Genomic DNA, 23,848 nt, shown 5'->3' with positions numbered 1-23,848 from the left:
ATACGCGGTCTCTGCCGCAAAGTAGCTATGACCTGGATATTAAAAAAAGTCGTACTTGCCCTGGTGTGGGTGTACCAGCACATGATCTCGCCGCTCACGCCGGCTGCCTGCCGCTATACGCCTACCTGCTCGCAGTACGCCGTGGACGCGGTGAACAAGTATGGCCCGTTTAAAGGCGGCTGGCTGGCGCTCAAGCGCATCGGGCGCTGCCATCCCTGGGGCGGAAGCGGGTATGATCCGGTGAAGTAGTTTCTTTATACTTCGATAGGTATACTTTATACTTGAGCTATAATTTATAACTGTCTTTTTCCATGGTGCAAGTCTTCAGACTTGTATCCTACGATGAGGTCGAGTTTGCAACTTGACTGGCTTGAAAAGCCATAGTTTCATACTTGCTGCTATACTTTACTTTATACTTTCCCTGGCGCAAGCTGAAAGTTTCGGAGCGTCCGCTTGTGCCATTGTATACTTCCTTGAGCCGCCGCTTCCTGCATTTTGACACAAGCTATCTTTACTAGCTGCCGCTGATCCTCAGTCTTACAAGCGTCTCGCTTCATTTCATACTTTGGCTCCCTCAAGGCCGGGAGGCCTCGCCTTTGGGCATCGCGCTGGGAGCTTTTCCTGCCCTCGTGCCTCGGGCTGCCTCACTAGCGTTCGGCACCGGAAAAACTCGCATAGGCGCTCAACCCAAAGGCTGGAATCAGTTCGATAGCTACGGCCTTACTGTCATCTCGAATGAAATGAGAGATCTCTCGCCCTGCTCGAGATGACAGGAAAGCATACTAATAAGTATAAATTCCCCTCCTTGGAGGGGTTGGGGTGGGTTTATACTTTGTAGGGACAGGTCGCGACCTGTCCGCGCGAGGACAGCGGCTATAGAATTTATACTTTGGTTATAGCAGTTACAGAGTTCCCCTCCTTGGACTACCGAGAACGAGAGTTCGAAGGTAGCGAGCGCAGCTCTGAGGGGTAGGGGTGGTTTGATTTGGTACTGCAAAAGCTCCCTCCCCTGTTCTTAGGGGAGGGTTGGGGAGGGGTGATAATTCCCTTCCTTAGCCAAGGAGGGGTTAGGAGCAGTTCGACCGCCACTACAGCTACTGATCCTGAGGATTCCCAGACCTCCCATGTACTTATTCATCGGAGACGGAACCTTGTAAGTATAAGTTTTTCATGGGTTAGTCTAAAAAAGGTCGGTTGCGCTTGAATAAGAGCATACTTCTGGGCATATTTAGAAAACGATATACTCACAAGTCAACCCTATGCTTCTAACCTTACTCTCACACCAATGGAAAGCAAACTACCGTTCCTCTGTCTTCCAGAAGGGGCTGGTGCTCAACATCATCATGGGCCTGCTGATCTTATACTTTGGGGCCATTTTCCTGGTCCTGGGCTTTGCGTTGCACAAGCTTCTGGCAGAGGTGGTGCCGGGGCAGTCGGCAGTGGCGGTGGTGAATGGCGCGTTGCTGTTCTATTTCCTCATCGACCTGTTTTTCCGTTTTCTGCTGCAGGAGCTGCCGGTGCTGGCGGTGCAGCCTTACCTGCACCTGCCGCTGCACAAGCGCAACCTGATACACTTTTTGCTGCTGAAGTCGGTGCCCAGCATGTTTAACCTGCTTTTCCTGCTGATCTTCGTGCCCTTCATGATAATGGGTGTGATGCCGGAGTACGGCACGGGAGCCGCGCTGGCCTGGCTGTTCGCCATCCTCGGCCTTACGTTTTTCAATAACTTCCTGCTGCTATACTTTAAGCGGCAACTCAGTACCAAGCCTGTGCTTACACTGCTGTTTGGTCTGGTAGTGGCTGGGCTGATGTTGCTGGATTACCTGGATGTGTTCTCGCTCTACAAGGTGTCGCAGGCTGTTTTTGCGGCGGTGCTGCAGCAACCCTGGCTGGCGGTGGTGCCGGTGTTTCTGGTGGCCGGCGCCTACCTGCTGAACTACAGTTACCTCAAAGCCCATACCTACCCCGAGGAGCTGACGGTGCGCCGGCAGACTGTGGCAGAGGGCAGGGGCATCGCCTTCCTGAGCCGCTTCGGGGAGTTGGGAAAGCTGATCGAACTGGAACTGAAACTGATCTGGCGGCACAAGCGCTCAAAGTCGCTGGTTACGATGTCGGTGCTTTTCCTCTTCTACGGCCTCATTTTCTACCGTAACGAAAAGTACATGGATGATTTCGCGATACTGATTTTCGTGGGAATCATGATTACGGGTATGCCGATCTTTAGCTACGGGCAGTTTGTGCCGAGCTGGCAGAGCGCCCACTTCGATGCCATCCTTACCCGCCGCATTTCGCCATACCAGTTCTACGCCGCCAAGTTCTGGATTTTTGTTCCCGTTGCGGTGCTGTCTTACCTGCTGACGCTCCCTTACGGGCTGTTTGGCTACAAAATCATACTTATAAACACGGCCGCATTGCTCTTTAACATCGGGATTAACGTGTTCCTCATCTTCTTTTTCTCCGTTTACAACACCTCCCGCCTGGACCTGAGCAAGGGCTCGGCCTTTAACTGGCAGGGGGTAGGCGCCTCCCGGTTCATCATGATGGTCCCGATGATTCTGATCCCCATGCTACTCTACCTGCCCTTTAAGTTTATGGGAGCACCCTATATAGGCGTGGCCGCGATCGGGTTGATCGGACTGGTCGGTTTTGCGATGCAGAAGCAGCTGCTGCGGTGGTCGGCCAGTTGGTTTGTGAAGCACAAGTATAAACTGGCTACCGGCTTCAGGCAGCAGTAGGCAAAGTATAAAAGTATAAATCAGAGGTTTCATCATTGATAAAAGAACAACATGATAGCGATAAAGAACATCGAGAAAGTATACAGCGGCAAGGTAGTGGTGAACATTCCGGAGCTGACGATTGCAGCCGGCGAGGCCGTGGGCTTGGTGGGCAACAACGGGGCGGGCAAAACCACGCTGTTCCGCATGATCCTGGACCTGATCCGGCCAAGCAAGGGCGAAGTATACGCAAAAGGTTTGAACGTGGCGCAGAGCGAAGACTGGAAAGTATACACCGGCTCGCACCTGGACGAGGGCTTCCTGATCGATTACCTGACGGCGGAGGAGTACTTTAAGTTCATAGCCGACCTGCACGGCCTCTCGGACGGCGACGTAAGCGAGCGCTTGCTGCCGTTTATGGATTTTTTTAATGACGAGATCCTGAACCAGCGCAAGTATATCCGCGACTTCTCGAAGGGCAACCAGAAGAAGATCGGCATTGCCGCCGCCGCGCTCTCCAACCCCGAGCTGCTGATCCTGGACGAGCCTTTCGCCAACCTCGACCCCAGCTCCCAGATCCGCCTGAAGAACCTGCTGCGCCTCCTGCGCGAGCAGAAGCACATGACCATGCTCATCTCCAGCCACGACCTGAGCCACGTAATTGAAGTATGCGAGCGCATCATGATACTGGAGAAAGGCCATCTGGTGCAGGACATGCAGACAAACGAAAACACCCTGCGCGAGCTGGAAACATACTTTACCGTGTAGTCTGGCTTGGTAGTTATACTTCAGACAAGAGCCGATGCAGGCTTAATCCTGCACCGGCTCTTGTTTTTATACTTTCGGGATATTTTGTAAGAGCAGATTGTCCCCTTGAGGGGACAACAGGGGTGTTTACACCTGCAGATTCACCCGTTTTGCACACACTAGCAGCCCGCTCCGTAGCTTTACACCCCTGTAGTCCCCTCAAGGGGACACTTTCCCTCTTGTGCCTGTATCGTAGAATACTTGCTTAAAGTATAATTACCCGTTCGCGTCTTCTTTCAGATGCCGGATGACCCGGCACGGATTACCGGCAGCAAACACATCGTCCGGAATATCGCGGGTGACCACGCTGCCCGCCCCGATCACCGAGCGGCTGCCTATACGTACGCCCGGGCAAATCACCACGCTGCCGCCTACCCACACATCCTCGCCAATGGAAATAGGCTTGGCATACTCCACGCCTGAGGACCGCTCCACATGGTTGATGGGGTGGGTGGCGGTATAAACCTGTACGTTAGGGCCGAACATCGTTCTGCTGCCGATGGTTACCTGCGCCACATCCAACACCACGCAATTGAAGTTAAAGAATACCCGCTCGCCCACCACCATGTTGTAGCCATAGTCGCAGTAGAAGGGCGGCTGCAGCCACAGCCCCGCCTGCGCTTGCGGAATCAGCTCTTTCAGAACGCGGGTTCGTTCCTCTACCTGGTCTTCCCGGCTGTCGTTGAGTTCTTTTAAAAGCAGCCTGGTGCGCAGCCTGTCGTCAACTAATTCCTGGTCCAGCGGGTCGTACAGCTCACCGGCCAGCATTTTTTCTTTTTCGGTTCTCATGGATTAGGTGTAAATGGGATTTAATCTCTTACGTTGACGTGGGCGTATGGATTATACCAATTACGCTGGGGCGCGTGTAAGCTCGCACCGGCAGGGAGTGGGTGCCTGTGCATAGGTTCTAAAGTATAGATTATCAGTATTCCCGGAAAACAATAAGCCTCAACTGCGAGGCCTCCGCCAGCAGCTGCACATGCGTGCCCTCTGCATCGTCGAACGCCAGCTGAAAGCCGTCCTCGTAGCCGTACTGGTTGGTCATGCGCCGGAGCCAGGCTATTGTTTTGCGTTGGTTGGCAATCTGGGTGAAGCTGAACTGCCGCTCCAGCGCTTCCGTATCCAGCTCCGGAAGTATGGCAAGTATGATCTCGTCCGTGTCCGCGTTTACCCGCACTGCCAGCCATACTTCCTCCACCCGGAACAGCACCTGCTCCAGCCAGCCATACGTCAGGTCGTGCAGCGCCAGGGCCTGGGTTACTTCTTTTCCGCTAAGTGCGTCGAGATCTGTGAGGCTTTCCATTTCCTTTCCAAGATAGAGGATTATACTTTGCCGACCTATAGCTGCATCTAAGCAAGGGGTGTCATATTCTACGGTGGGCTGATGACGCCCGGAACCCGTTTCGCCAGGTGCACTGCTTTTGCTCGCGCAGCACCAACAGGGACCGATGCGGGGCCGGAGGGGCGGCTGCTTCTGCACAAAGGGGAGGTGAGTAAATCCAATTTTAAGTGCGATTCAAAAGCAGAGTTCCTACCTTTGTTACCTGCATCCCATACAACCCATTTGCCAACACCATGAAAAAATTGCTGATCACCGCCGCACTGGCCGGCTTTATACTTACCTCCTGCTCCCAGCAAAAAACCGATATCGAAGCACAAAGTGTGGAGACCGCGATGGAAACTGATTCCAGCTATGTGGCAAGTATAGATGCGTGGCATGCCAGGCGGGTAGAGAACCTGCAGAAGGAAGACGGCTGGCTGGCGCTGGCCGGTTTATACTGGCTGGAGCCGGGCAGCAACAGCTTCGGCAGTGCCGAGGGCAATAAGATCGTGTTCCCGAAAGATAGGATAGCGGCCCAGGCAGGCAGTTTTATACTTGAAGGGGATGTGGTGAAGCTGCAGATCAGTGAAACCGCTGAAATAACCCTGGATGGCGAGCCGGTGCGGCAGGAGGCAGAGGTGTACACAGCTGGCATGGAGCAACCTGCCGTAATGCGCCACGGCTCCCTGAAGTGGGTGGTGATAAAGCGCGGCGACAAATTTGCGGTAAGGCTGTGGGATGCGGAGAGCGAGGCACGCAGAAACTTCGCGGGCCTGGAGCGCTACCCGGTGCAGCCGGAGTGGAGGCTGGAGGCCCGGCTGGAGCAGAACCCGCTGCCAAAGCAGATCCCGATCACCAACGTGCTGGGGCAAACCTCGCAGGAGCCCTCGCCGGGAGCGGTGGTGTTTACCGTGGAGGGCCAGCAGTACCGCCTCGATGCGCTGGAGGAAGGGGAGGAGCTTTTCATCATCTTCGCCGATAAAACCAACGGCACCGACACCTACGGCTCGGGCCGCTACCTTTACATGCCCAAACCCGACAGCAGCGGCATCACCTACATCGATTTTAACAAAGCCTATACGCCGCCCTGCGCGTTTACCGGCTACGCCACCTGCCCCTTGCCGCCAAGGCAGAATTTCCTGCCCATCAGCGTAACCGCCGGCGAGAAAAGCGAGGAATAGTAGAGAGTTAGAGAGTTGAGGAGTTAGAGAGTTGGGGAGTTGGAAAGTTAGAGAGTTATGGCGCAAGCGTCCGCTTGTGCCCGGCGCTAATTTTATACTTTGGTAGTCTCTAAAGTATAAAGTATAACCGGAGCCTTTACCATCCTGCGCCGCTGCCGTGGGCTTTGGGCCGGATAACTTTTGCGCCTCCTGCCTGTTTCGTACCTGTAGCGTTACCCGGTGCCAGTGTTGCCGGACACCAAAAACCAGGCAAGGATGTTTGTGGCCGTACCGATCATAGTCAATGTGAACGGCAAAAGTATGGCTGCCGGCAGCTGTTGTTCCTGGCGGATACCGAAAACAGCCTGACCCATCCTGCAAAGATGAACCTGCGCGGGCGGAACTAACTCAATTTTGGATTCGTTATATATAATTAAGACAATATCCTGATCAAGAAGAAAGAAGAAAAAATTATGAAAGATACGACAACGGCAAAATCAGTTATCACTTCCGGGCACCTTCAAAAGGCTATCACTTATGTACAGTACCGCGAGATGATCGATAAGCTGCTGGCCGAGAACAAGACTAGCGGCAACGACCACTCTGAGGCCATGGTGGCCTATACCCGCATGAACCTGCACCGCATGCGCCGTGTGGAGAAGACCGTGCTGGGGGACGAGATGGTGCAGGTGATGCTGAGCGTGCAGACGCCCATGACGTGGGTGGTGCTGACGGAGGCCTGGTGTGGCGATGCGGCTCAGTGCCTGCCCGCCATCGTGAAGATTGCCGATGCCTCCCCGCTTGTGGAGGTGAAACTGTTGCTGCGCGATGAAAACCTGGATGTGATGGATGCCTACCTGACCAACGGGGGCCGCTCCATTCCCAAGCTCATCGCCCTGAAGACCGACACGATGGAGGTGCTGGGAACCTGGGGGCCGCGCCCGGAGCCTGCCCACAAACTGTACATGGAAATGAAGGAGCAGAACCTTCCGTTTAACGAGTTTGCCGAGAAGCTGCACGGCTGGTACGCCAAAGACAGGAGCCGTACGCTGCAGCAGGAGTTTATCGGCCTGATCAACGACTGGTCTAAACTCACCGCGCCTGAGGACATGACGGTGGAGCGCTGCTCGTAAGCCTCTGCGCCCAAAAGTATAAAAGGCTGCCTTTACCGGGCAGCCTTTCTTTTTACCTTGTTCCGTGCGTCTCTTCCTGTCGCTTGTCTGCATGCCGGGCAACCTGCGCCGCCGACAGTTCCTCAGTCCATACTTCCTGCATCAGCATAAAGTATAAAACACCGGTTACAACTCCTCTGCCGCACTTGTTACCGCGGGCTGCAGGCCCAGCACCTCCACATCCACAATCTTGTCGCCTACCTCCAGGCGGTGCACCACATCCATGCCGTCAATCACCTTGGCGAAGATGGTATAGCGGCCGTCCAGGTGCGGGGCGGGGGAGTGGGTGATGAACCATTGGTTGCTCTCGGTGTCCTTTCCGGCGGAGGCCATGCCCACGTAGCCCTCGTAGTAATGCATCGGGGTAAACTCGGAGCGGATGGAGTAGTCGGAGCTGCCCCAGCCATCGCCGCGCTTATCGCCGCCCTGCGCCACAAAGTTGGGCACCACCCTGTGGAAGTATAAACCGTTGAAGAAATCCTGCTGCGCGAGCTCCACGAAGTTAGCCACCGAGCCGGGGGCATCCTCCACGAAAAGCTGCAGGGTTATACTTCCTTTCTCGGTGCGCAGCAGTACCTGTTGGTTGCTGTGGATGGTTTTCACCAGCTCCCATTCGATGGGGTGGGTAAACGGGTTCTGGGGTGTCTGGCTTTCCTGCTTGCCGCTCAGGTAGTCGATGGTTTTCTGGAGCTCGATGTTGGTCTCCATGTCGCGGGGCAACTGCAGTTTCTCCTGTGCCTGGCTCAGGAAAGTATAGTTGCCGTACTGGCTGCGCAGGTTCAGCTTCGGGTCGCGGATGGCGGCGGCGGCCATGCCCACCAGGGCCACGTCGCCAGAGGCCACGGCGTGTTTAAAGATATCGGCAAAGGCAGGTTCCAGCCGCTTCGGGAAATCCCGCTGCTGGCGCATCAGGATCAGGGCCTCCATGCCGGTGGTGGCAATCACGGGCTCCTCGGCCACAAACACCTGCTCGGCTATAAACTCATGGTTGTTAACGTCGCCGGAGAGGGCCTTTAAAAGGTGCGCCTTGTCGTAGGCGGTGCGTGCGTTGTGGAACTGCTGCTTGTAGCGTGGGTTCAGGTACACGCGGTTCTGCACCTGGCTGTTCTTCAGGATCACCCAAATCACGTTGCTGCGCACGCGGGCATCGAGCAGGTTGGGCAGCACGTTGAGCAGCGTCTGGGCCGGCACCCCGGCGTTGTTGGCCAGCAGGAACTCCGAGGTGGCCACGGCCGTGTTCACGTTCTGGTCCTGCAGCGCGGCCAGTACGGCCTTGCTGATCTCGGGGAACTCCAGCCCGCTCATGGAGCGCACCGCACTCAGGCGCACGCGGTAATCGGGGTCGCTCTGCGCGATGGTGGACAGGAAAGTAGCCTTGTCCAGCGCCCTTACCTTGGCCAGGGCCTGCGCGGTAGCCATGCGCACCTCCGGTGCCTTGTCGGATGTGGCGGCGTTCAGCAACTGCAGGCGGTATTGGGTCAGGTCCAGCTTGGGGGTGCGGGCCAGGAAGTGTGCGGCGGCCAGGCGGGCCTCGTAAATGGTGTTGGGGGACAGTAATTCGACGGCCTTCTGCACCACCTGCTGGCTCTGCTGCTGGCGCAGGCCCAGGCGGTACATGCCCCACGCCTGCCCGGCCAGGGCATCGGGGGTAGCGGCTTTGTAGGTGGCCAGAAAATCAGCGGCCTGGGCTGTGCCCACCTTTCCCAGTGCCTCCAGCAGCTGCGCCTGCACCTGCGGGTTCTGCTCCTCACTAATCCTGTTGATGATCTCAGCCTCGGAGCGCTTATGCCCTATCTGGCCCAGGGCATAGGCGCTGGCTTCCCGCACAGACGCAACCGAGTCTTCCAGCATGCCCTGCAGGGCGTCCAGGGCAGCGGTATCCTGCACGGAGGCAAAGGCCAGCGCGGCGTGGCGGCGGTAAGCGGTGGTGGGGTTGCTGAGGTATGGCAGCAGCTCAAGCGTGTTGCGCTCATCCTGCAAAGTATAAATCTCCTGCAGGGTTACATCGCCGAACTTATTGTTGGAGGGCTGTAGCGTATGGGTGGTGCTGCGCTGCAGGGGAAGGTACTGGCAAGAGGCCAGCGTACCCAGGGCAAGCAGCCAGGTATAGCGTATTTTCATGGGGTAAATTCTAATTGGCGCTTTAAGTTACTAAAATGCGCCGATATGCAGCAGGCGTAGGAACTTTGATATATAAGGAGGTTTTTATATTTTTAGACTGAAAACGACATACCTTATGCAGGACACCAGCATCAGACTGTTTGAAGATGCCTATACCATAAAGCCCCGCTCGGAGAAGCGCCTGATGCTGCTTGCCCTCGCGGCTATGGCCCTGCAGTTTGTGCTGCTGCTGTACATCTTCTTCTCTCAGACCTTTTCCGCGGCGCTGGTGCTCCTACTTCTGCTAAGCCTGCTGGTGCCCGCATACTTTGTTTTCAGCGTTTGGCTGGACCGGAATCCGCACTACCGCCGGCACCTCACCCTCCACGACGAAGGAGTCTGTTACCGCCCCCGTTTTATGCAGGCGGAGCAGGAATTTGAGTGGGGTGAAGTTGATTATATTAAAATAAACATGTATAAAGTGCTATTCGTATTAAAGAATGTGGAGGAGCATGAGGTAAGCCTGGAGCACATACAGAACGACCGGGTACTGCAGCAGGTAAAGGAACAGGTGCTGCAAACGGCACGCTTAAAAGGAATAGAAATCCACTAAAAACATCCCAAGGTTAACGATATGTACGTAAATCTGTATCCGGGCAAGCAGCTGCGGTCCACTAAAAGGACAGTGCTCCTTATTGGTTTGTTCCTGGTGCTTGGGGGCGGGTACGCGCTGCTCCGCGAGTTCCTGTGGATGGACTTGTTCCGCGAGGGCTGGGCCCTAGCGAGCGGCGCAATGGTGCTCCTGGGCCTGCTCCCGCTGGCCTATGGCACCGACATGCTGCACTTTAAGGATGCCTTCTTCTCCATGACGCCCGACCGCATCGTGTACCGCCTGACCCTACTGGGCACGGAGAAAGTGGTGGAGTGGCAGCAGATACAGGAATTGCACATCACCGAGTACGTGATCGAGTTTATGCTGAAGGGAGGTAATGTAACGAAAATGCGCCTGAGCGCCATACAAAAGCCGGACGTAGCCCGCCATGTGTCACGGAGCATCCATCTGGCAGCCCTGGAGCAGGGCATCATGATCAACGGCGTAAAACCATCCCCCACTTCGCCGGCTATGCAGGTGTGATTTTTTTTAGGAATGCAGGAAAGTAAAGTATACTTCCCAATCTCCTGACAGCGTAAACCTACGCCTGCCTGTTTACGGCCGGGAATTATTCTCTATACTTTCCAGGTGCCAGCCTCCGGCCATACTGCTGCACGCCCAAATCCTCCGCTCCTCATTAGCACGAAACCCAAACCTTTGCCAAATTGCGGCCTGAAGTATAGACTATGGCTGAACAGACAAAGCGTGTGTATGGGGTGCAGTTCGGGTTGCTCTGCCTGAGTGCCTTCCTCTTTTTCTCCAGCTTCAACATGATCATCCCGGAGTTGCCCGACTACCTGGCTGGTTTAGGGGGCGAGGAGTATAAAGGCCTCATCATCGCACTTTTCGCACTTACCGCTGGCCTCTCCCGGCCCTTTAGCGGCAAACTGGCCGACCAGATCGGGCGTGTGCCGGTAATGGTGGTGGGGGGATTGGTCTGTGTGCTGGCGGGCCTTTTGTACCCGCTGGTCGCCTCTGTGGGCGCTTTCCTGCTGCTGCGCTTCGTCCACGGCTTCTCCACAGGTTTCACGCCCACGGGCAACTCGGCCTACGTGGCCGACCTGGTGCCGGTGGAGCGGCGCGGCGAGGCGATGGGGCTGCTGGGCCTTTCAGGGAGCCTGGGCATGGCTGCGGGGCCTGCGTTGGGCGGACTTCTGGCGAGTGAGTACACGGCTAATGTGATGTTCTATACTTCGTCGGCAGCGGCTTTTCTATCAGTGGCCGTGATCTGGCACATGCAGGAGACAGTATCCCATCCAAAGAAATTCAGCCTGGGCCTGCTGCGCATAAACCGCCGCGAGGTGCTGGAGCCGCGGGTGCTGGCGCCCTCGCTGGTCATGCTGCTCACCTCCTTCGGCTTTGGCACCATCCTCACCATCATCCCCGATTTCAGCACGCACCTGGGCATCCAGAACAAAGGGCTTTTCTTCACCTCCTTCACGCTCTCCTCGCTGGCCATTCGTTTTCTGGCCGGCAGGGCCTCCGACAAGTATGGCCGCGTGGCTGTGCTGCGCGTCAGCTCCGCGCTCCTGACACTGGCGATGCTCGTGATCGGGTTGGTGACCACGGATACGGGGCTGCTGCTGGCGGGGGTGCTGTTCGGGGTAGCCACAGGCATGAACTCACCCACCATTTACGCCTGGACGATCGACCTGAGCCACCTCGAGCACCGCGGCCGTGCCATGGCCACCATGTATATTGCGCTGGAGGCGGGCATTGGTTTGGGGGCGCTTGGTTCAGGCTGGCTCTATGCTAACCAAAGCAGCAACTTTACCCTGGTGTTCTGGGCGTCGGGTGTTTTCTCGCTGCTGGCGTTTCTGTACCTGGTGTTAGTGGTAAAGAGGGAGAAAGAAGTATAAAGTGCGGCTGCTGCTGATCAGACATTCGGCAGCCTGATCAAACTGTAAGATCATACCTGCCTGCCGCCGCTCATTCCCGGCTTGGGCTTTCCTGCTATACTTGCCGGCTGCCGGCTATTACCTGCCTGTATCATCCCTGGCGCTTAGCCTTTGCCAACAGGGGAAATTTATACTTGTACAGGCTGATTGGAACATGCTTGCACGGCTTTTTACCACATAACAGCAAGCATCTCCCTGCACAAACCAAATACCTTTGCGAAATGAGAATCCTCACATCCGGTAAATTCTTTCCTGTGCGGGTTTTACATCCGTTTGAGCCGTGTATATAGTATGAATCTCATTCTAAAGCCCCTATCCGGCAGAAAAAATTGTACTTTATTTTAGCCGTTTCTGAGGAAGCCTCGTACAAATCACCACATCACAGTTCTCTTACATCCCGTCTAAAAACAAAATACGCTTGTTATTGCTGGCATTGTTGCTTCTTTGATCAGGGCAGCGGGGGAGAGGTTTGCGTGTAGGTATAGTATCGGAATAATTAAAATTGTGTAGTATGAAGAAGTTTACTTTTAATGCCTTGGTTTGCTGTGTGTTTGGAGTCGTGCTGATGAGCTGCGATAAAACGGAAGAAACGGAAGTGGACCCGCTGGCGGCCACGCAGAGCAAAAACTTTGGCACCGACCCCTCCAGCTGCGAGATCATTGAGTTTGATGAGTATAGCCCTACGGAGGCAAGTAGGGGTGCCATCACCACGGTCTACAGCCAGAACACGCCGGTCAGAGTTGCGGCGCACTACCGCTTGAGCAATGGCGGGTACGCAGAGCAGAATACGGCGCTGCTGTTCGACACCAGCGCCCCGGACCGCAAGAACCAGCAGTTCAGAACACCAAGCCCGGCTGCCATGCGCCCCATGGGTCAGGTGCTGAGCGTGGGGAGCAGCAATGGCAAAACAACCAGCCTCTATACCAAGGGCAGCCGCATCGAGATGGACTTTTCGGCCATGGGCAGCATCAACCTCAAGGGCCTGCACGTGCTCGACATCAGCGAGGAGGAAGCTGGCTCCAGGCTGGAACTGCTGGACAAGGACGGTAACCTGCTAAAAACGATGGAGCTGCCGGTAACAGGCGCCTACGGTGCCACCCGCCTGCGCGTGGATACGCCGGGCGTGGTGAAGCTGCGCGTGGTGTTTGGCAACGAGAGCAGCCGCAGCGGCGGCGGAGCCATCGACGTGATCGAGTTCTGCCGCGAGGAAATATAAGCCAAAGGAGCAGAAGGGAAAGGGAGCCGGAGAAGGCTCCCTTTTTTTGTTGCCTACCGCGTCTGTGCGCAGGCATCACCCAACAAAACCTTCCTTTTTTTGTTGAGCTTAGAACACGAAATACCAACATACGTTCTTAAGAGGATCATGGATAACCAGTTCTTAACCACCTTATTCAAGCGCCACCACCGGGCCAAGCACCAGGTGCCGGCCTCTGCCATCTGCAACCTGGTGGAAGGGGTGCTGCAGCTGCTTTTTCCGCCGCTGGCCGATGTGCGCTTCGAAACGGTGCAGGAGCTGGAGGCGTTCAGCAGTGGCCTTAAAACGAACATGATGCGCATCTTGACAAGTATGGAGCAGGAGCTGCCCACGTCGGCTGAGGAGGTGTCGGAGCGGATGATGCAGGAACTGCCCCACATTTACGAACTGCTGCTGATGGATGCCGAGGCCATTGCCGAGGGCGACCCCGCCGCGCGAAGTATAGAGGAGGTGATCCGGACCTACCCGGGCTTTAAGGCGGTGGCCATGTACCGGATGGCGCATGCGCTTTACGAGTTGCAGGTACCGCTGCTGCCGCGCGTGCTCACCGAGTACGCCCATGCCCGCACCGGCATCGACATACATCCCGGCGCCCGGATCGGTACCCACTTCTGCATCGACCACGGCACGGGCGTGGTGATCGGGGAGACCAGCCGTATCGGCAACCACGTGAAAGTATACCAGGGCGTCACGCTCGGGGCCCTGAGCGTAGACAAGGCCATGGCCAGGATCAAACGCCACCCGACCATCGAACACCATGTGGTTATCTATGCCGGCGCTACCATCCTGGGCGGCAACACGGTGGTGGGGGCCCATAGCATCATCGGTGGTAACGTGTGGCTCACGGAGAGCGTGCCGCCCCACTCGCGTGTGTACCACCGCCCGCAGATACACGTGCGTCGTTCCGAAGAACCTGCCAACCTGATCAATTTTTCCATCTGACAAAGTATAAAGCAAAGCAAGTATGAAGATCAACACAATACTGGATTCCATTGGGGCTACCCCTCATGTGCGCATCAACAAGCTGTTTAAAGAGGATGTGGAAGTATGGATGAAGCTGGAGCGCAGCAACCCCGGCGGAAGTATAAAAGACCGCATCGCCCTGGCCATGGTGGAGGATGCCGAGCGTAAGGGCCAACTCACGAAAGGGGGCATGATTGTGGAGCCAACCTCCGGCAACACGGGCGTGGGACTGGCCATGGTGGCCGCCGTAAAAGGCTACGACATTACCCTGGTGATGCCGGAGTCGATGTCGGTGGAGCGCCGCCGCCTGATGACTGCCTACGGCGCCCGCCTGGAGCTTACGCCGCGCGAACTGGGGATGAAAGGCGCCATTGCCCGCGCACGGGAGATCCTGCAGGAGAACAGCAATGCCTGGATGCCCATGCAGTTCGACAACGAGGCCAATACCCAGGCCCACATCGACACCACCGCGCAGGAGATCCTGGAGGATTTCCCCGACGGGTTGGATTACCTGATCACCGGGGTAGGCACCGGCGGCCACATAACGGGCGTAGCCAGGGTGCTTAAAGATAAGTTTCCGAGCCTGAAGGTATACGCTGTAGAGCCCACTGCCTCGCCGGTGCTGAGCGGCGGAGAGCCAGGGTCGCACCCGCTGCAGGGCCTCGGAGCAGGGTTTATTCCTTCCATCATGGACACGACGCTGCTGGACGGTGTGGTGCAGGTGCAGCAGGATGAATCGTATGACTTTACCCGCCGCGCCGCCCGCGAAGAGGGCATTTTTATAGGTATATCATCCGGATCGGCGCTGGCGGCTGTGAATAAAAAGCTGGAAGAGGGAATCCCGGCAGGATCCAGGGTGCTAACTTTCTGCTACGACACCGGCGAGCGCTACCTGTCTGTAGAGGGATTGTTCGTGTAAGTATAAACCCAGTCGAAGTATAAAAAGGCCGGCCGCTAAAGTATACGGCCGGCCTTTTTATACTTCATACTTTAGTCGCCGGCTACCAGGGCCGTCATGCGCCAGTTGCCTTTCTTGTTTTTGTTGAAGATGGCGCGGTACCCCACCGGGCTGTGCACGTCGGAGCGGTGCAGGTAGCCCTGCAGCTGGGCATCGGCGCTCTGCACGTGCCACCACTCCTTCTGCGGCGCTCCCTCCGGGTACGATTTGCCGTAGTCTACCTTCAGGATAACCTGGTTAAGGGTACAAACGGCGGGGGCGTTCGCCACAGGCTCCTCCCGAAGTATGGCCCCCGTCCTGATCACGGCCACATGCATAAAGGCGTCTATGGAATCCGGCCAGTTGCTGTAGACGTAGGGCAGCGCGTACACCTGCCGGTTGTTTTCGACGGGATAGCCGCCACCGAGCTGCAGCAGGTGCTGCAGCAGCAGCCATACTTCCGAGCTGGGATTATCAGGTTGCCACTGCCCGGCAAAGCTGCTCCAGCCGCCGTTCTCGTCAAAGCCCGTCCTGATGTTCGGGTCCACCAGCTCCTGTAGCTGCTCTGCGTTTTGCGTCTGTACGGCCTGTTCCAGCTGCTGCAGGTACTTTACCAAGCCGGCGTCTGTGGTTGCTGTGTCGGGGGGTAGCAGCAGTGGGGCCTCTGTCTGGCAGCTGGGCAGGGGAGGCGTCTCCGGGGCTGCCGCTATGGTGTCTTGCAAGGTGTCCTGCGCTGCGGGCTGTGCTGTTATGGCGGCCGAGGTTAGTTCCGACTCCTGTTGCCTGCAGGCGCTAAGTATAAGTATGGAGATAAGGGCGATATAGATTTTTCTCATAGTTTAGAATACATAAAAGGTGCCGTTTCTGCGGTATAAGTATGGAAACGGCACCTTTTATACTTTGGTTAGGCTGGTTTATACTTCCAGCAATTCCTGAATGTCGTGGTGCATGGCCTCTCTTACCTTGTGCAGCTCGGCTGACGGAACGCAGTGGCGCAGCGCCTTGAACACGGACTGGAATGATTTGATGATGTCACTGTCGGTGATAAAGTCGTTGTTGGCGGCGAATGCGTTCTTGCTCCGGATAAAGTCTATCCACTCCTGTCCGTCGCGGATCTTTACGGGCACCTGAGCCGGGTTATACTGGTCATAGTAAATGCCCTTCCAGATAATAGGCAGCCGGGCGGCAAAATGAATCGCATCGTTAACAGGCAGCCTGTCGCGAATGGCCTGCAACACGGCCCGGAATACGCGGCCCGCCTGGTTCAGGTCTTCTGTGCCTAACTCCTCCGCCACTTTCTTAAGCAGATTGATCGCCTCGTTCTTATTCTCCTCAAAGCTAAAAGCCATAGCTACCTCCTTTTTTAGTGAAACAAGTCCTATAGGTACGGCACCGGGGTGGGGTAGTTTTAGGAAGCAAGGTATAAGCCGTGAAAGGAAGGAGATATTGAGGAGGGAGGCAGAGGTGTTAAAGTAAGGTTGAGGCTCGGCCCGGAGAGCAAAACAAAAAAGGCAACCGCTTTCGCAGTTGCCTTCTGTGGAGAATATCGGAGTCGAACCGATGACCTTCCCGAAAGCCTTCGGGACGCTATAGCCAGCGGAGCTAATTAACCATTCGATATACTTTCTGCTTTTCTTTGCTTTAACCTCGTTTTCCCTCCTTACCGCCTCGCTACGTGTAGCAAAAGGCTCAAGGTACATAAGCTGCCACGGAGCTCCAGAACCAGTGGATTTGTTTCTGCCAGAGTTATGCTGCGCGATGCGCGTATCCATGTCGCCGCAGCTACCGACATAGTAGCGGCCGGTTTTTTCGGAGCGAAGGATGTAAGTGAAGTATGGCATGGGCAAAAATAGAAAAAGGCAACCGCTTTCGCAGTTGCCTTCGTGGAGAATATCGGAGTCGAACCGATGACCTCTTGCATGCCATGCAAGCGCTCTAGCCAGCTGAGCTAATCCCCCGTTTGTGAGCACAAAAATAGCACAAATATTTTAGATGCAAAACATCTGTCAAAAAATATGTAAAAGAAAAAGGGGCAGCTACTGCTGCCCCTTTTCGTAGTGAGTACTTTATACTTCTTAGTTGAAGATGTAGCGCAGACCAACCTGCATGCTCCAGGTGCTAGATGTTCTGAAGGTATCGCGGAAAGGAGAATCAGGCAGGATCGTGTTGCCGTCATCGTCCTTCACCGTGATCATGTTGAAGGATGGAATGCCTTCAGCAGACACACTAGCCACCTTCAGCAGGCCATAGTTGTACTGAGAACCACTGTTCAGTTCTTTGTAAGTGCCCCAGTCAGAGTTGATCATGTTGCCGATGTTCTTCACGTCTACGCTCAGCTGCAATGTATTACGGTTCTCACCGATGTTTACAAACACATCCTGCAGTAATCTGGCGTCGAATCTGTGCAGCCAAGGCAGCAGGCCATTGTTACGCTCTACATAGCCGCCTCTGCTGTCCTTCAGGAATTTGTCGTTGTCAACAAATCTGTCGAATGCCTCACGCTGTTGCTGGGCTGAAAACTCAACAACACCATTTTTGTCTTTGATGTCTTTGAAGATCATCTCGGAGGAGTTGCTCGGAATGTACAGCAGGTCGTTGCTCACACCGTCTTTGTTGATGTCGCCGTTGTAAGTATAGGCAAAGCGACCTTGGTGAGCACCTTCATAGAACATCGAGAAGGTAGTGGCCAGGTGATTGGCATACTCTTTACGGTAAGAAAGGCTACCTACCACACGGTGAGGGATGGCAAACTGGGAGATACCCATCAGGAGCTCGTTCGGGTCGTTGATGGAGTAGTTGTTAGACCAGGCTGAGCCAGCGTTAGAGCCCGGGTTGCCAGTGATGTCTTTAGCATACGTATACGTATAGAACACAGAGCCAAAGAAGCCGCCTCTTGAAGGCAATGACAGACCGGCGGTCGCAGAAAGAGACTCACCTTTCTTTGTGTTTGTCAACACGATCGCGTCACCGGTTGCAGGGTTGTACTTGGTGAAGTTAACGTCCTTGCCATCGGCGTCTTTATGGTTGTTCCAGAAGTCACGCGTATCGCCAGAGTTGTTAAGCTGCCCAGGGGCTGGCTTTCTGTTCGCGTTGAACTGGTAGACTCCCTGGATATCCTTTGTGTAAAGGAAGTCAGCAATCGCTACCAGCGGAGTACCCGGGATAGCGTAGTCAGCACCTAAGCTGCTTCTCCATACTTGTGGCATTTTAAAGTCGCGGTCAACCAGTGCAAAGCTACCTGGGGCACCGGCCTTTGGAGACTTAATGAACACGTCAGACGGACCATTGTTCACCCAGTACATAGGGTCTGGGTTGAAGCGGATTACATCCAGTACATCTGCCTTAACCGGCTCTAACGTGTTCTGCAGTACGCCGGCGTTCGTTGGCATGTTTGTCAGCCATACAAATGGGATACGGCCAGAGAAGATACCGGTACCACCGCGCAGTTGCAGCGATCCGTCGCCCATTACATCGTAGTTAAAGCCAACACGTGGGGAAAGCAGCACTTTTGATTTTGGCCAGGTGCTGCTGGAGTACTGTTTCTCGTTTCCGTCCGGATCCAGCAGTACCAGGTTGTCAATAGATGGGTTGGCAGTCAGGTCGTTGAGGTAAAGCGGAAGCTCGCCACGTACACCCAGTGTAATGTCCAGTTGGTTGTTAACTGAGAACCTGTCCTGCAGGTAAAGGCCCGCTGTTGCAAAATTCACACGCGCATAGGGGTCCTGTCCTTCGTATGGGTAAGTGATGGCATAGGAAGTAGGCTTCGCGTTGTTGATAAAATCATCAACAGAAGCATAACGGTAATAAGAAGTAGCGAAACGCTGGTAGCTGTTACCGAACTTCAGCAGCTCAAAGCTGGCACCTCCTGTGATGGTGTGCTTGCCCGCCAGGTAAGTCAGGTTGTTGATGAAAGAGTAGTTGTTGTTGATCACATCGTTACCCTTTGTGAACGGCTCTGTACCAAAGCTCATGTACTGGTCGCCGCCTTCCCAGATATCAACAAGCGGGAAATCTTCTCCGTTTGCTGTACGGGTGTCCTGAATGCGGCTGTAAGTTGCCAGGAACTGGTTGGAAAGCTTGGCAGAAAGGGTGCTGTTCAACTCTGCAGTAAGCGAGCGAACCGTGTTCTCGAAGCCATAGTTGGATTTCTCGAATGCCAGGGAGCTGGAGCTCACACGGTTAGACGAAGAACGTGGGTTAGGGCCGGAGTTGCCGTTGATAACCTGATCGCTTGTGCCAACCACCTGGTTGTAACGGATGGTGAATTTGTGCTTTTCGCTGATGTTCCAGTCCAAACGTACCAGGAACTTGTTGCTCTCGTTGGCGAACTCATTGGCATAGTTCTCATAGGCACCTGGGTTATAGCTATAGTTGCTGATCAGGTGCTCACGAACTCTCTCCAGGTCAGTGGCAGTTGTTCTTGCCACGTTAGGACCAGTCAGGCCAGGGCGGGAGGCCAGCCAGGTAATGCCCGGGAAGGTCTCCTTCTCGTGCTCGTAGTTGGCAAAGAAAAACAGTTTGTTCTTAATGATCGGACCGCCTAAACGGGCACCATAGGTAACGCTTTGGTTGTCGTTTTGCTCCGGCAGCTCACGGTCACCAACCTTGGTGCCGATCATATCCTGGTTGCGGAAGAAAGTATAGACAGAACCAGAGAATTTGTTCGTGCCGCTACGCGTTACGGCGTTTACGCCAGCACCTGTAAAGCCAGACTGACGCACATCGTAAGGGGCGATGTTTACCTGAACCTCCTCGATCGCATCCAGGGAGATAGGCTGTGAGCTACCGCCTGGCAGCGCGTTGCCGCTAAGGCCAAAGGCGTTGTTGAAGTTGGCACCGTCAATCTGCACGTTGTTGAAACGTCCGTCACGACCGGCGAAACCGTTGCCGTTCGCCTGCGGCGTCAGGCGTGTGAAGTCGGTGAGGCTTCTGGAGATGGTTGGAAGCGACTCGATCTGCTGCGTGCCTACGTTTGTAGCTGCGCCTGTTTTGTTTGCATTGAAAACAGAAGAACGGTCTGCGCTTACAACAACCTCATCCAGCATGCCGCCTGACTCTGCCAAAGAAGCATTGAGTGTGTAGGGGCGGCCCAGTTGCAGTGTGATGTCAGAGTAGCTTTTAGCCTGATAGCCAATATAGCTTACTTCTACGGCATAAGGACCACCCACGCGCATGTTGGCGATGTTGAACTGGCCCTCTGTGTTGGTGGTAGCGCCATAGGTTGTACCTGACGGCTGGTGCGTTGCTCTTACAGTCGCGCCGATCAAAGCCGCACCGCTTGCATCCTTCACGGTACCATTGATGCTACTTGTTGTTACCTGGGCCTGTACCCCAGCCACGTATAACAACATGAACATTGTGGAGAGTAAGAATTTCTTTAGGAAATCCTGGTAATGTTTGGTTGTAACTCTTTGCTCCCGGCTACACCTACTGCTAAGTATAGGCTGCGGAATACTGTAAAAGTTTTTCATAAAGTGGGTTGATTGATTTTTTGACCGCAAAGGTAAGCCCTTAGGGGGGATAATTCCCAACAATGATGTTAACTAAATATTAAAAAAAGGCAGAAACTGCCTTGGTCTGATTTAAAGCCATTTTCTGACCTTACTGCATCATAATGATCACTTTGAAATAAAAAAGGCGGGAGTGATCCCGCCTTTTTGAGCTTCATTTAGAGGTGTAGTTAGTTAAACAGATACCGGAGCCCCAACTGCCCCTGCCAGCGCGAGGCAAAAGGGGCGGTGTTGTAACGCACGCTGCCGGGGTTAAAGGTGAAGGTGGGGTTGCCTGCATCGTCGAGGCCGGCAAAGCGGATGATCTCGTTGGCCTCGTTGTTGACAAAGAACTCATGGCCCCAGTCGCGGTTTAGCAGGTTGCCCACGTTAAAAATATCGAACGTTACCTGGAACGTGTGGCGGTTGTCGCCTGCCTGCAGCACAAAGTCCTGAAAAACACGCAGGTCCACCTGGTGTGTCCAGGGCATACGGGCCCCGTTTCGCTCGGCGTACCGGCCGCGTCGGTCGCTCAGGTAATCATCGTTCGAGATGAAATCGTCCAGCGCCTCCCACTGCTCTTCCGCCGAAAAGGTCAGGCCTCCGGAGGTGAAGGGTTCCAGGTTGATCTCGCTCTGGCTGCGCGGCACGTAGATCAGGTCGTTGGCGAAGTTGCCCTCGCGGTTCAGGTCCCCGTTATACAAGTACGTAAACGGCAGGCCCGACTGCCCTTCATAAAATAGCGAGATCCCGGTGGCGAACCTGTCATCGGTGCCGTACCGGAACGTATAGCCGGCGCTTCCCACTATCCGGTGGCGCACATCATAGCGGGAGTAGGAGAGTTCCGGGTCATTGGGGTTGTTGACGATCTGGTTAAACTCATAGTTGGAGAGGGCGGTGGAGTTGGTGCCACTGTTCACATCCTTCGACTTGCCGTACGTATACGCCAGGGTTGTCTTCAGGCCCTGGAAGAAATCTTTGCGCAGCTGCCCCGTGATGCTGTAGCGGGACCCCTCGTCGGTGTTATCCAGCAGGATGACGTTGGTATAGTTCTCGTTGATGCGGCGGTCGTCGGGGTACACCTCGCGGTTGTCGGGGCCGCCGGGCAGGGTGCCCGATGGCGCCACCAGGTTCAGGTCCTTGTACACCACGTCGTTCAGGGTTTTAGAGTAGATACCCTCCACAGTCAGGAAGATCTCATAGGGTAAAGTATAATCCACTGCCAGGTTGCTGCGCCATACTTGCGGAAGCTTGAACTCATCAGCGATCACGTTGATCTCAAAGGTCTGCGGAATGCTGGGATCAATGAACTCACCCACATCCTCCACGAAAGCATCCGGGTTGCGGCGGTCTATGGTGCCCAGTATGGTACCCGTGTTGATGAACTGGTTGGAGAGCCACACAAAGGGGACGCGGCCGGTGAAGATGCCGGTGCCGCCGCGAAGCTGCAGCGTGCGGTCTTCGGTGGGGGTGTAGTTAAAGCCGAAACGGGGTGCCCACATCAGCTCACCGCTCGGGGTGCGGTCGGTCGTCAGGCCGGGATAGATGCCCTGGAAGTCGTTTTCAAAGGCCAGGTTCCGCTGCGGCTTGTCCGGAAATACGGGTATGTCCAGGCGCAGCCCCAGGGTCAGCTTTAGCTGCTCCGAGAAAGTATACTCGTCCTGCACGTAAAATCCCAGTTGCATGGCGTTAAACTCGGCGTCCGGGGTAGGGTCGTTCTCCTGCAGGGAGTAGGTGGCGCGCACCCGCCGCGGATTATCGTTGAAGAAATCCTCCAGGCTGTTGAATTCCCAGCGGCCGTTGAGGTTGTTGATGAACAGGTTGCGGAACTTGAAGAACTCGTTGTGTGTGCCCAAGGTGAAGTTATGGCGGCCCAGCAGGTAGGTGAAGTTGTCCGTGAACTCGAATATGTCCTGGTCCAGCTCGTTGGCGGTGGAGGAGCGCTGCGAGCCGAACTCAAAATCGGCGATCGGGTCGAAAATGGTGATCTGCGGGAACAGCGCTCCCTGTATCTGCCGGTCCTCCCGGATGCGGGTATAGCCGATGATCAGGTTGTTGGAGAACTCGTTCGAGAAGCGGCTGTTGAGCTCCAGCACGGAGCTGTGGGTAACACTGTTAAAGCGATAGGCGTTGTTGCCGAAGCGGATAAAGTCGCTGCTGCGCGAGATGTTGTCATCAAAGGCATCCACCACGTTGTGGCGCAGGGTCAGCTGGTGCTTGTCGCTGATGTTCCAGTCCAGGCGGCCAAAGAACTTGTCGCTCTGCGTCTGGCGGTCTATCCGGCCAAAGGAGCCCACATCGTAGCCATACCTGCTCTGCACAAAATCAGCGAGCTCCTGGGCCACATCCAGCGGTATCTGCGACTCCGCCGAGCCTGGCGCAAACCGAACCGGCTCCTCAAAGCGGGTAGCGTCGTAGTTAAAGAAAAAGAACAGCTTGTCCTGCTTTATCGGGCCGCCTATCCGCACCCCGTACTGGTAGTTGCTGAACTCGTCTGCCCGTTCGCGGGGGCCCTCCACGGACTTGCCTATCGTGTTCTCGTTACGGCCGAAGCCATACACCGAGCCGGAGAACGTGTTAGTGCCGGAGCGGGTCACGGCGTTAATGCCGCCTCCCGTAAAGTTGCCGAGTTTCACGTCGTAAGGGGCTACCACTACCTGTATCTCCTGTATGGCGTCCAGCGAGATGGGCTGTGTGCCCGCCAGGCCGCCCGGGGTGCCGCTGCTTGACAGGCCAAACACGTCGTTGTTCACGGCCCCGTCGATGGTGATGTTGTTGTAGCGGTTGTTGGAGCCGGCGATGGAGTTACCCGAGGCCTGTGGGGTGAGGCGCGTGAAGTCCTGGAGGCTGCGGCTAAGGGTGGGCAGGTTCTCGATCTGCTCCCGCGTCACGTTGGTGGCGGCGCCGGTGCGGTTCTGGTTGAACACATCGTCCTGTTCGCCCACGATCTCCACTTCCCCCAGCTGCCTGGCGCTCTCCACAAGCTCAAAGTCTACGCGCGCCGTCTGGCCAAGCGAGAGCGTCACGTTCTCCGCCCGCTGCTCCTGGTAGCCGATGTATGAGGTGGTAACGGTATAGGGGCCGCCGACGCGCATGTTCTGGATATTATAATAGCCATCCGTGTTGGTGCCAGCTACATATTGCGTGTTGGTGGGGGTATGTACAGCTATAACAGTTGCACCAGGCAGTGCCATGCCGCTCTGGTCCCGCACTACCCCGTTCATGGCGGCGGTGGTGGTGCCCTGTGCCCCTACAGGCTGTGCCTGCAGTAAGCAGAAGCAGCAAATTATCAGTAATTTGTAAAAAAGTCCCATAATGCCTAATAACTAATTGAACAACAATTGATTGCTTTAGCTATTAAGTACGGATACTTTATACTT

Annotated in this window: 18 protein-coding genes, 2 tRNA genes and 1 pseudogene; 11 read left to right on the top strand and 10 right to left on the bottom strand. The window is 55.4% G+C overall.

What is annotated here, in order from left to right; genetic code table 11:
- Positions 1-27 precede the first annotated feature (27 nt).
- The 3 genes from yidD (at position 28) to A3841_RS00810 (ending at position 3,482) form a co-directional block, all read left to right on the top strand.
- On the top strand, positions 28-249 hold the full coding sequence (gene yidD, locus A3841_RS00820) for a membrane protein insertion efficiency factor YidD (RefSeq protein WP_073850392.1): 222 nt from the start codon (positions 28-30) through the stop codon (positions 247-249).
- Positions 250-1,259: 1,010 nt separating this feature from the next.
- Positions 1,260-2,735, top strand: coding sequence for a DUF5687 family protein (locus A3841_RS00815; RefSeq protein ID WP_073850391.1), 1,476 nt, complete (start codon positions 1,260-1,262; stop codon positions 2,733-2,735).
- 51 nt (positions 2,736-2,786) lie between these two features.
- The gene (locus A3841_RS00810; protein ID WP_073850390.1) at positions 2,787-3,482 is read left to right on the top strand and encodes an ABC transporter ATP-binding protein; all 696 of its coding nucleotides are present in this window, start codon (positions 2,787-2,789) and stop codon (positions 3,480-3,482) included.
- Positions 3,483-3,737: 255 nt separating this feature from the next.
- Here A3841_RS00810 and A3841_RS00805 read toward each other — a convergent pair whose 3' ends face one another.
- A complete protein-coding gene (locus tag A3841_RS00805; RefSeq protein WP_073850389.1) occupies positions 3,738-4,310 on the bottom strand; it encodes a sugar O-acetyltransferase in 573 nt (190 codons plus the stop codon).
- Positions 4,311-4,443: 133 nt separating this feature from the next.
- Positions 4,444-4,824: a DUF6334 family protein gene (locus A3841_RS00800; RefSeq protein WP_073850388.1), complete on the bottom strand. Its 381-nt coding sequence runs from the start codon at positions 4,822-4,824 to the stop codon at positions 4,444-4,446.
- A 272-nt stretch (positions 4,825-5,096) separates the two neighbouring features.
- Between A3841_RS00800 and A3841_RS00795 the strand changes: the two genes are divergently transcribed.
- On the top strand, positions 5,097-6,023 hold the full coding sequence (locus A3841_RS00795; RefSeq protein WP_073850387.1) for a DUF1684 domain-containing protein: 927 nt from the start codon (positions 5,097-5,099) through the stop codon (positions 6,021-6,023).
- A 452-nt stretch (positions 6,024-6,475) separates the two neighbouring features.
- Complete coding sequence (locus A3841_RS00790) at positions 6,476-7,135, top strand: thioredoxin family protein (protein ID WP_073850386.1); 660 nt, start codon at positions 6,476-6,478, stop codon at positions 7,133-7,135.
- A 165-nt stretch (positions 7,136-7,300) separates the two neighbouring features.
- On the opposite strand, the gene A3841_RS19850 is transcribed toward A3841_RS00790, so the two are convergent.
- Entirely contained in the window at positions 7,301-9,295 is a 1,995-nt protein-coding gene (locus tag A3841_RS19850; protein WP_083610101.1) for a peptidylprolyl isomerase, read from the bottom strand.
- A gap of 115 nt (positions 9,296-9,410) precedes the next feature.
- On the opposite strand from A3841_RS19850, the gene A3841_RS00770 reads away from it, so the two are divergent.
- The 6 genes from A3841_RS00770 (at position 9,411) to cysK (ending at position 14,961) form a co-directional block, all read left to right on the top strand.
- Positions 9,411-9,887, top strand: a complete 477-nt coding sequence (locus tag A3841_RS00770; protein WP_073850385.1) for a hypothetical protein — start codon at positions 9,411-9,413, stop codon at positions 9,885-9,887.
- 21 nt (positions 9,888-9,908) lie between these two features.
- The gene (locus A3841_RS00765; RefSeq protein ID WP_073850384.1) at positions 9,909-10,409 is read left to right on the top strand and encodes a hypothetical protein; all 501 of its coding nucleotides are present in this window, start codon (positions 9,909-9,911) and stop codon (positions 10,407-10,409) included.
- Positions 10,410-10,612: 203 nt separating this feature from the next.
- Entirely contained in the window at positions 10,613-11,785 is a 1,173-nt protein-coding gene (locus tag A3841_RS00760; protein WP_073850383.1) for an MFS transporter, read from the top strand.
- Between the two features lie 550 nt (positions 11,786-12,335).
- Positions 12,336-13,040 carry a hypothetical protein gene (locus tag A3841_RS00755; protein ID WP_139307847.1) on the top strand — a complete coding sequence of 235 codons (705 nt, stop codon included), beginning with the start codon at positions 12,336-12,338 and terminating at the stop codon, positions 13,038-13,040.
- Positions 13,041-13,187: 147 nt separating this feature from the next.
- The gene (epsC, locus tag A3841_RS00750) at positions 13,188-14,021 is read left to right on the top strand and encodes a serine O-acetyltransferase EpsC (RefSeq protein ID WP_073850381.1); all 834 of its coding nucleotides are present in this window, start codon (positions 13,188-13,190) and stop codon (positions 14,019-14,021) included.
- Positions 14,022-14,043: 22 nt separating this feature from the next.
- On the top strand, positions 14,044-14,961 hold the full coding sequence (cysK, locus tag A3841_RS00745; RefSeq protein ID WP_073850380.1) for a cysteine synthase A: 918 nt from the start codon (positions 14,044-14,046) through the stop codon (positions 14,959-14,961).
- A gap of 71 nt (positions 14,962-15,032) precedes the next feature.
- Here the strand turns inward: cysK and A3841_RS00740 are convergent, their stop codons facing one another.
- The 7 genes and pseudogenes from A3841_RS00740 to A3841_RS00710 form a co-directional block, all read right to left on the bottom strand.
- On the bottom strand, positions 15,033-15,815 hold the full coding sequence (locus tag A3841_RS00740) for a hypothetical protein (RefSeq protein ID WP_073850379.1): 783 nt from the start codon (positions 15,813-15,815) through the stop codon (positions 15,033-15,035).
- A gap of 78 nt (positions 15,816-15,893) precedes the next feature.
- The gene (locus A3841_RS00735; RefSeq protein ID WP_073850378.1) at positions 15,894-16,328 is read right to left on the bottom strand and encodes a DUF2267 domain-containing protein; all 435 of its coding nucleotides are present in this window, start codon (positions 16,326-16,328) and stop codon (positions 15,894-15,896) included.
- A 188-nt stretch (positions 16,329-16,516) separates the two neighbouring features.
- Positions 16,517-16,587 (bottom strand) — tRNA-Pro (locus tag A3841_RS00730).
- Between the two features lie 23 nt (positions 16,588-16,610).
- Positions 16,611-16,820, bottom strand: a pseudogene (locus A3841_RS20550) (GIY-YIG nuclease family protein); the annotation flags it as partial.
- A gap of 43 nt (positions 16,821-16,863) precedes the next feature.
- Positions 16,864-16,937 (bottom strand) — tRNA-Ala (locus A3841_RS00720).
- 117 nt (positions 16,938-17,054) lie between these two features.
- Positions 17,055-20,336, bottom strand: a complete 3,282-nt coding sequence (locus tag A3841_RS00715) for a TonB-dependent receptor (RefSeq protein WP_235861231.1) — start codon at positions 20,334-20,336, stop codon at positions 17,055-17,057.
- Between the two features lie 323 nt (positions 20,337-20,659).
- Positions 20,660-23,782: a TonB-dependent receptor gene (locus tag A3841_RS00710; protein ID WP_073850377.1), complete on the bottom strand. Its 3,123-nt coding sequence runs from the start codon at positions 23,780-23,782 to the stop codon at positions 20,660-20,662.
- Between the last annotated feature and the right edge of the window lie 66 nt (positions 23,783-23,848).

It is taken from the genome of Pontibacter flavimaris, from assembly GCF_001907195.1.
In the GTDB taxonomy this organism is placed as follows: domain Bacteria; phylum Bacteroidota; class Bacteroidia; order Cytophagales; family Hymenobacteraceae; genus Pontibacter; species Pontibacter flavimaris.
This window is presented reverse-complemented; position numbering and strand designations above follow the sequence as displayed.

Bases quoted from the DNA above. Each gene is read 5' to 3' on its own strand.
- yidD (WP_073850392.1), top strand. From the start codon at position 28: ATGACCTGGATATTAAAAAAAGTCGTACTTGCCCTGGTGTGGGTGTAC.
- A3841_RS00815 (WP_073850391.1), top strand. From the start codon at position 1,260: ATGCTTCTAACCTTACTCTCACACCAATGGAAAGCAAACTACCGTTCC.
- A3841_RS00810 (WP_073850390.1), top strand. From the start codon at position 2,787: ATGATAGCGATAAAGAACATCGAGAAAGTATACAGCGGCAAGGTAGTG.
- A3841_RS00805 (WP_073850389.1), bottom strand. From the start codon at position 4,310: ATGAGAACCGAAAAAGAAAAAATGCTGGCCGGTGAGCTGTACGACCCG.
- A3841_RS00800 (WP_073850388.1), bottom strand. From the start codon at position 4,824: ATGGAAAGCCTCACAGATCTCGACGCACTTAGCGGAAAAGAAGTAACC.
- A3841_RS00795 (WP_073850387.1), top strand. From the start codon at position 5,097: ATGAAAAAATTGCTGATCACCGCCGCACTGGCCGGCTTTATACTTACC.
- A3841_RS00790 (WP_073850386.1), top strand. From the start codon at position 6,476: ATGAAAGATACGACAACGGCAAAATCAGTTATCACTTCCGGGCACCTT.
- A3841_RS19850 (WP_083610101.1), bottom strand. From the start codon at position 9,295: ATGAAAATACGCTATACCTGGCTGCTTGCCCTGGGTACGCTGGCCTCT.
- A3841_RS00770 (WP_073850385.1), top strand. From the start codon at position 9,411: ATGCAGGACACCAGCATCAGACTGTTTGAAGATGCCTATACCATAAAG.
- A3841_RS00765 (WP_073850384.1), top strand. From the start codon at position 9,909: ATGTACGTAAATCTGTATCCGGGCAAGCAGCTGCGGTCCACTAAAAGG.
- A3841_RS00760 (WP_073850383.1), top strand. From the start codon at position 10,613: ATGGCTGAACAGACAAAGCGTGTGTATGGGGTGCAGTTCGGGTTGCTC.
- A3841_RS00755 (WP_139307847.1), top strand. From the start codon at position 12,336: ATGAAGAAGTTTACTTTTAATGCCTTGGTTTGCTGTGTGTTTGGAGTC.
- epsC (WP_073850381.1), top strand. From the start codon at position 13,188: ATGGATAACCAGTTCTTAACCACCTTATTCAAGCGCCACCACCGGGCC.
- cysK (WP_073850380.1), top strand. From the start codon at position 14,044: ATGAAGATCAACACAATACTGGATTCCATTGGGGCTACCCCTCATGTG.
- A3841_RS00740 (WP_073850379.1), bottom strand. From the start codon at position 15,815: ATGAGAAAAATCTATATCGCCCTTATCTCCATACTTATACTTAGCGCC.
- A3841_RS00735 (WP_073850378.1), bottom strand. From the start codon at position 16,328: ATGGCTTTTAGCTTTGAGGAGAATAAGAACGAGGCGATCAATCTGCTT.
- A3841_RS00715 (WP_235861231.1), bottom strand. From the start codon at position 20,336: ATGTTCATGTTGTTATACGTGGCTGGGGTACAGGCCCAGGTAACAACA.
- A3841_RS00710 (WP_073850377.1), bottom strand. From the start codon at position 23,782: ATGGGACTTTTTTACAAATTACTGATAATTTGCTGCTTCTGCTTACTG.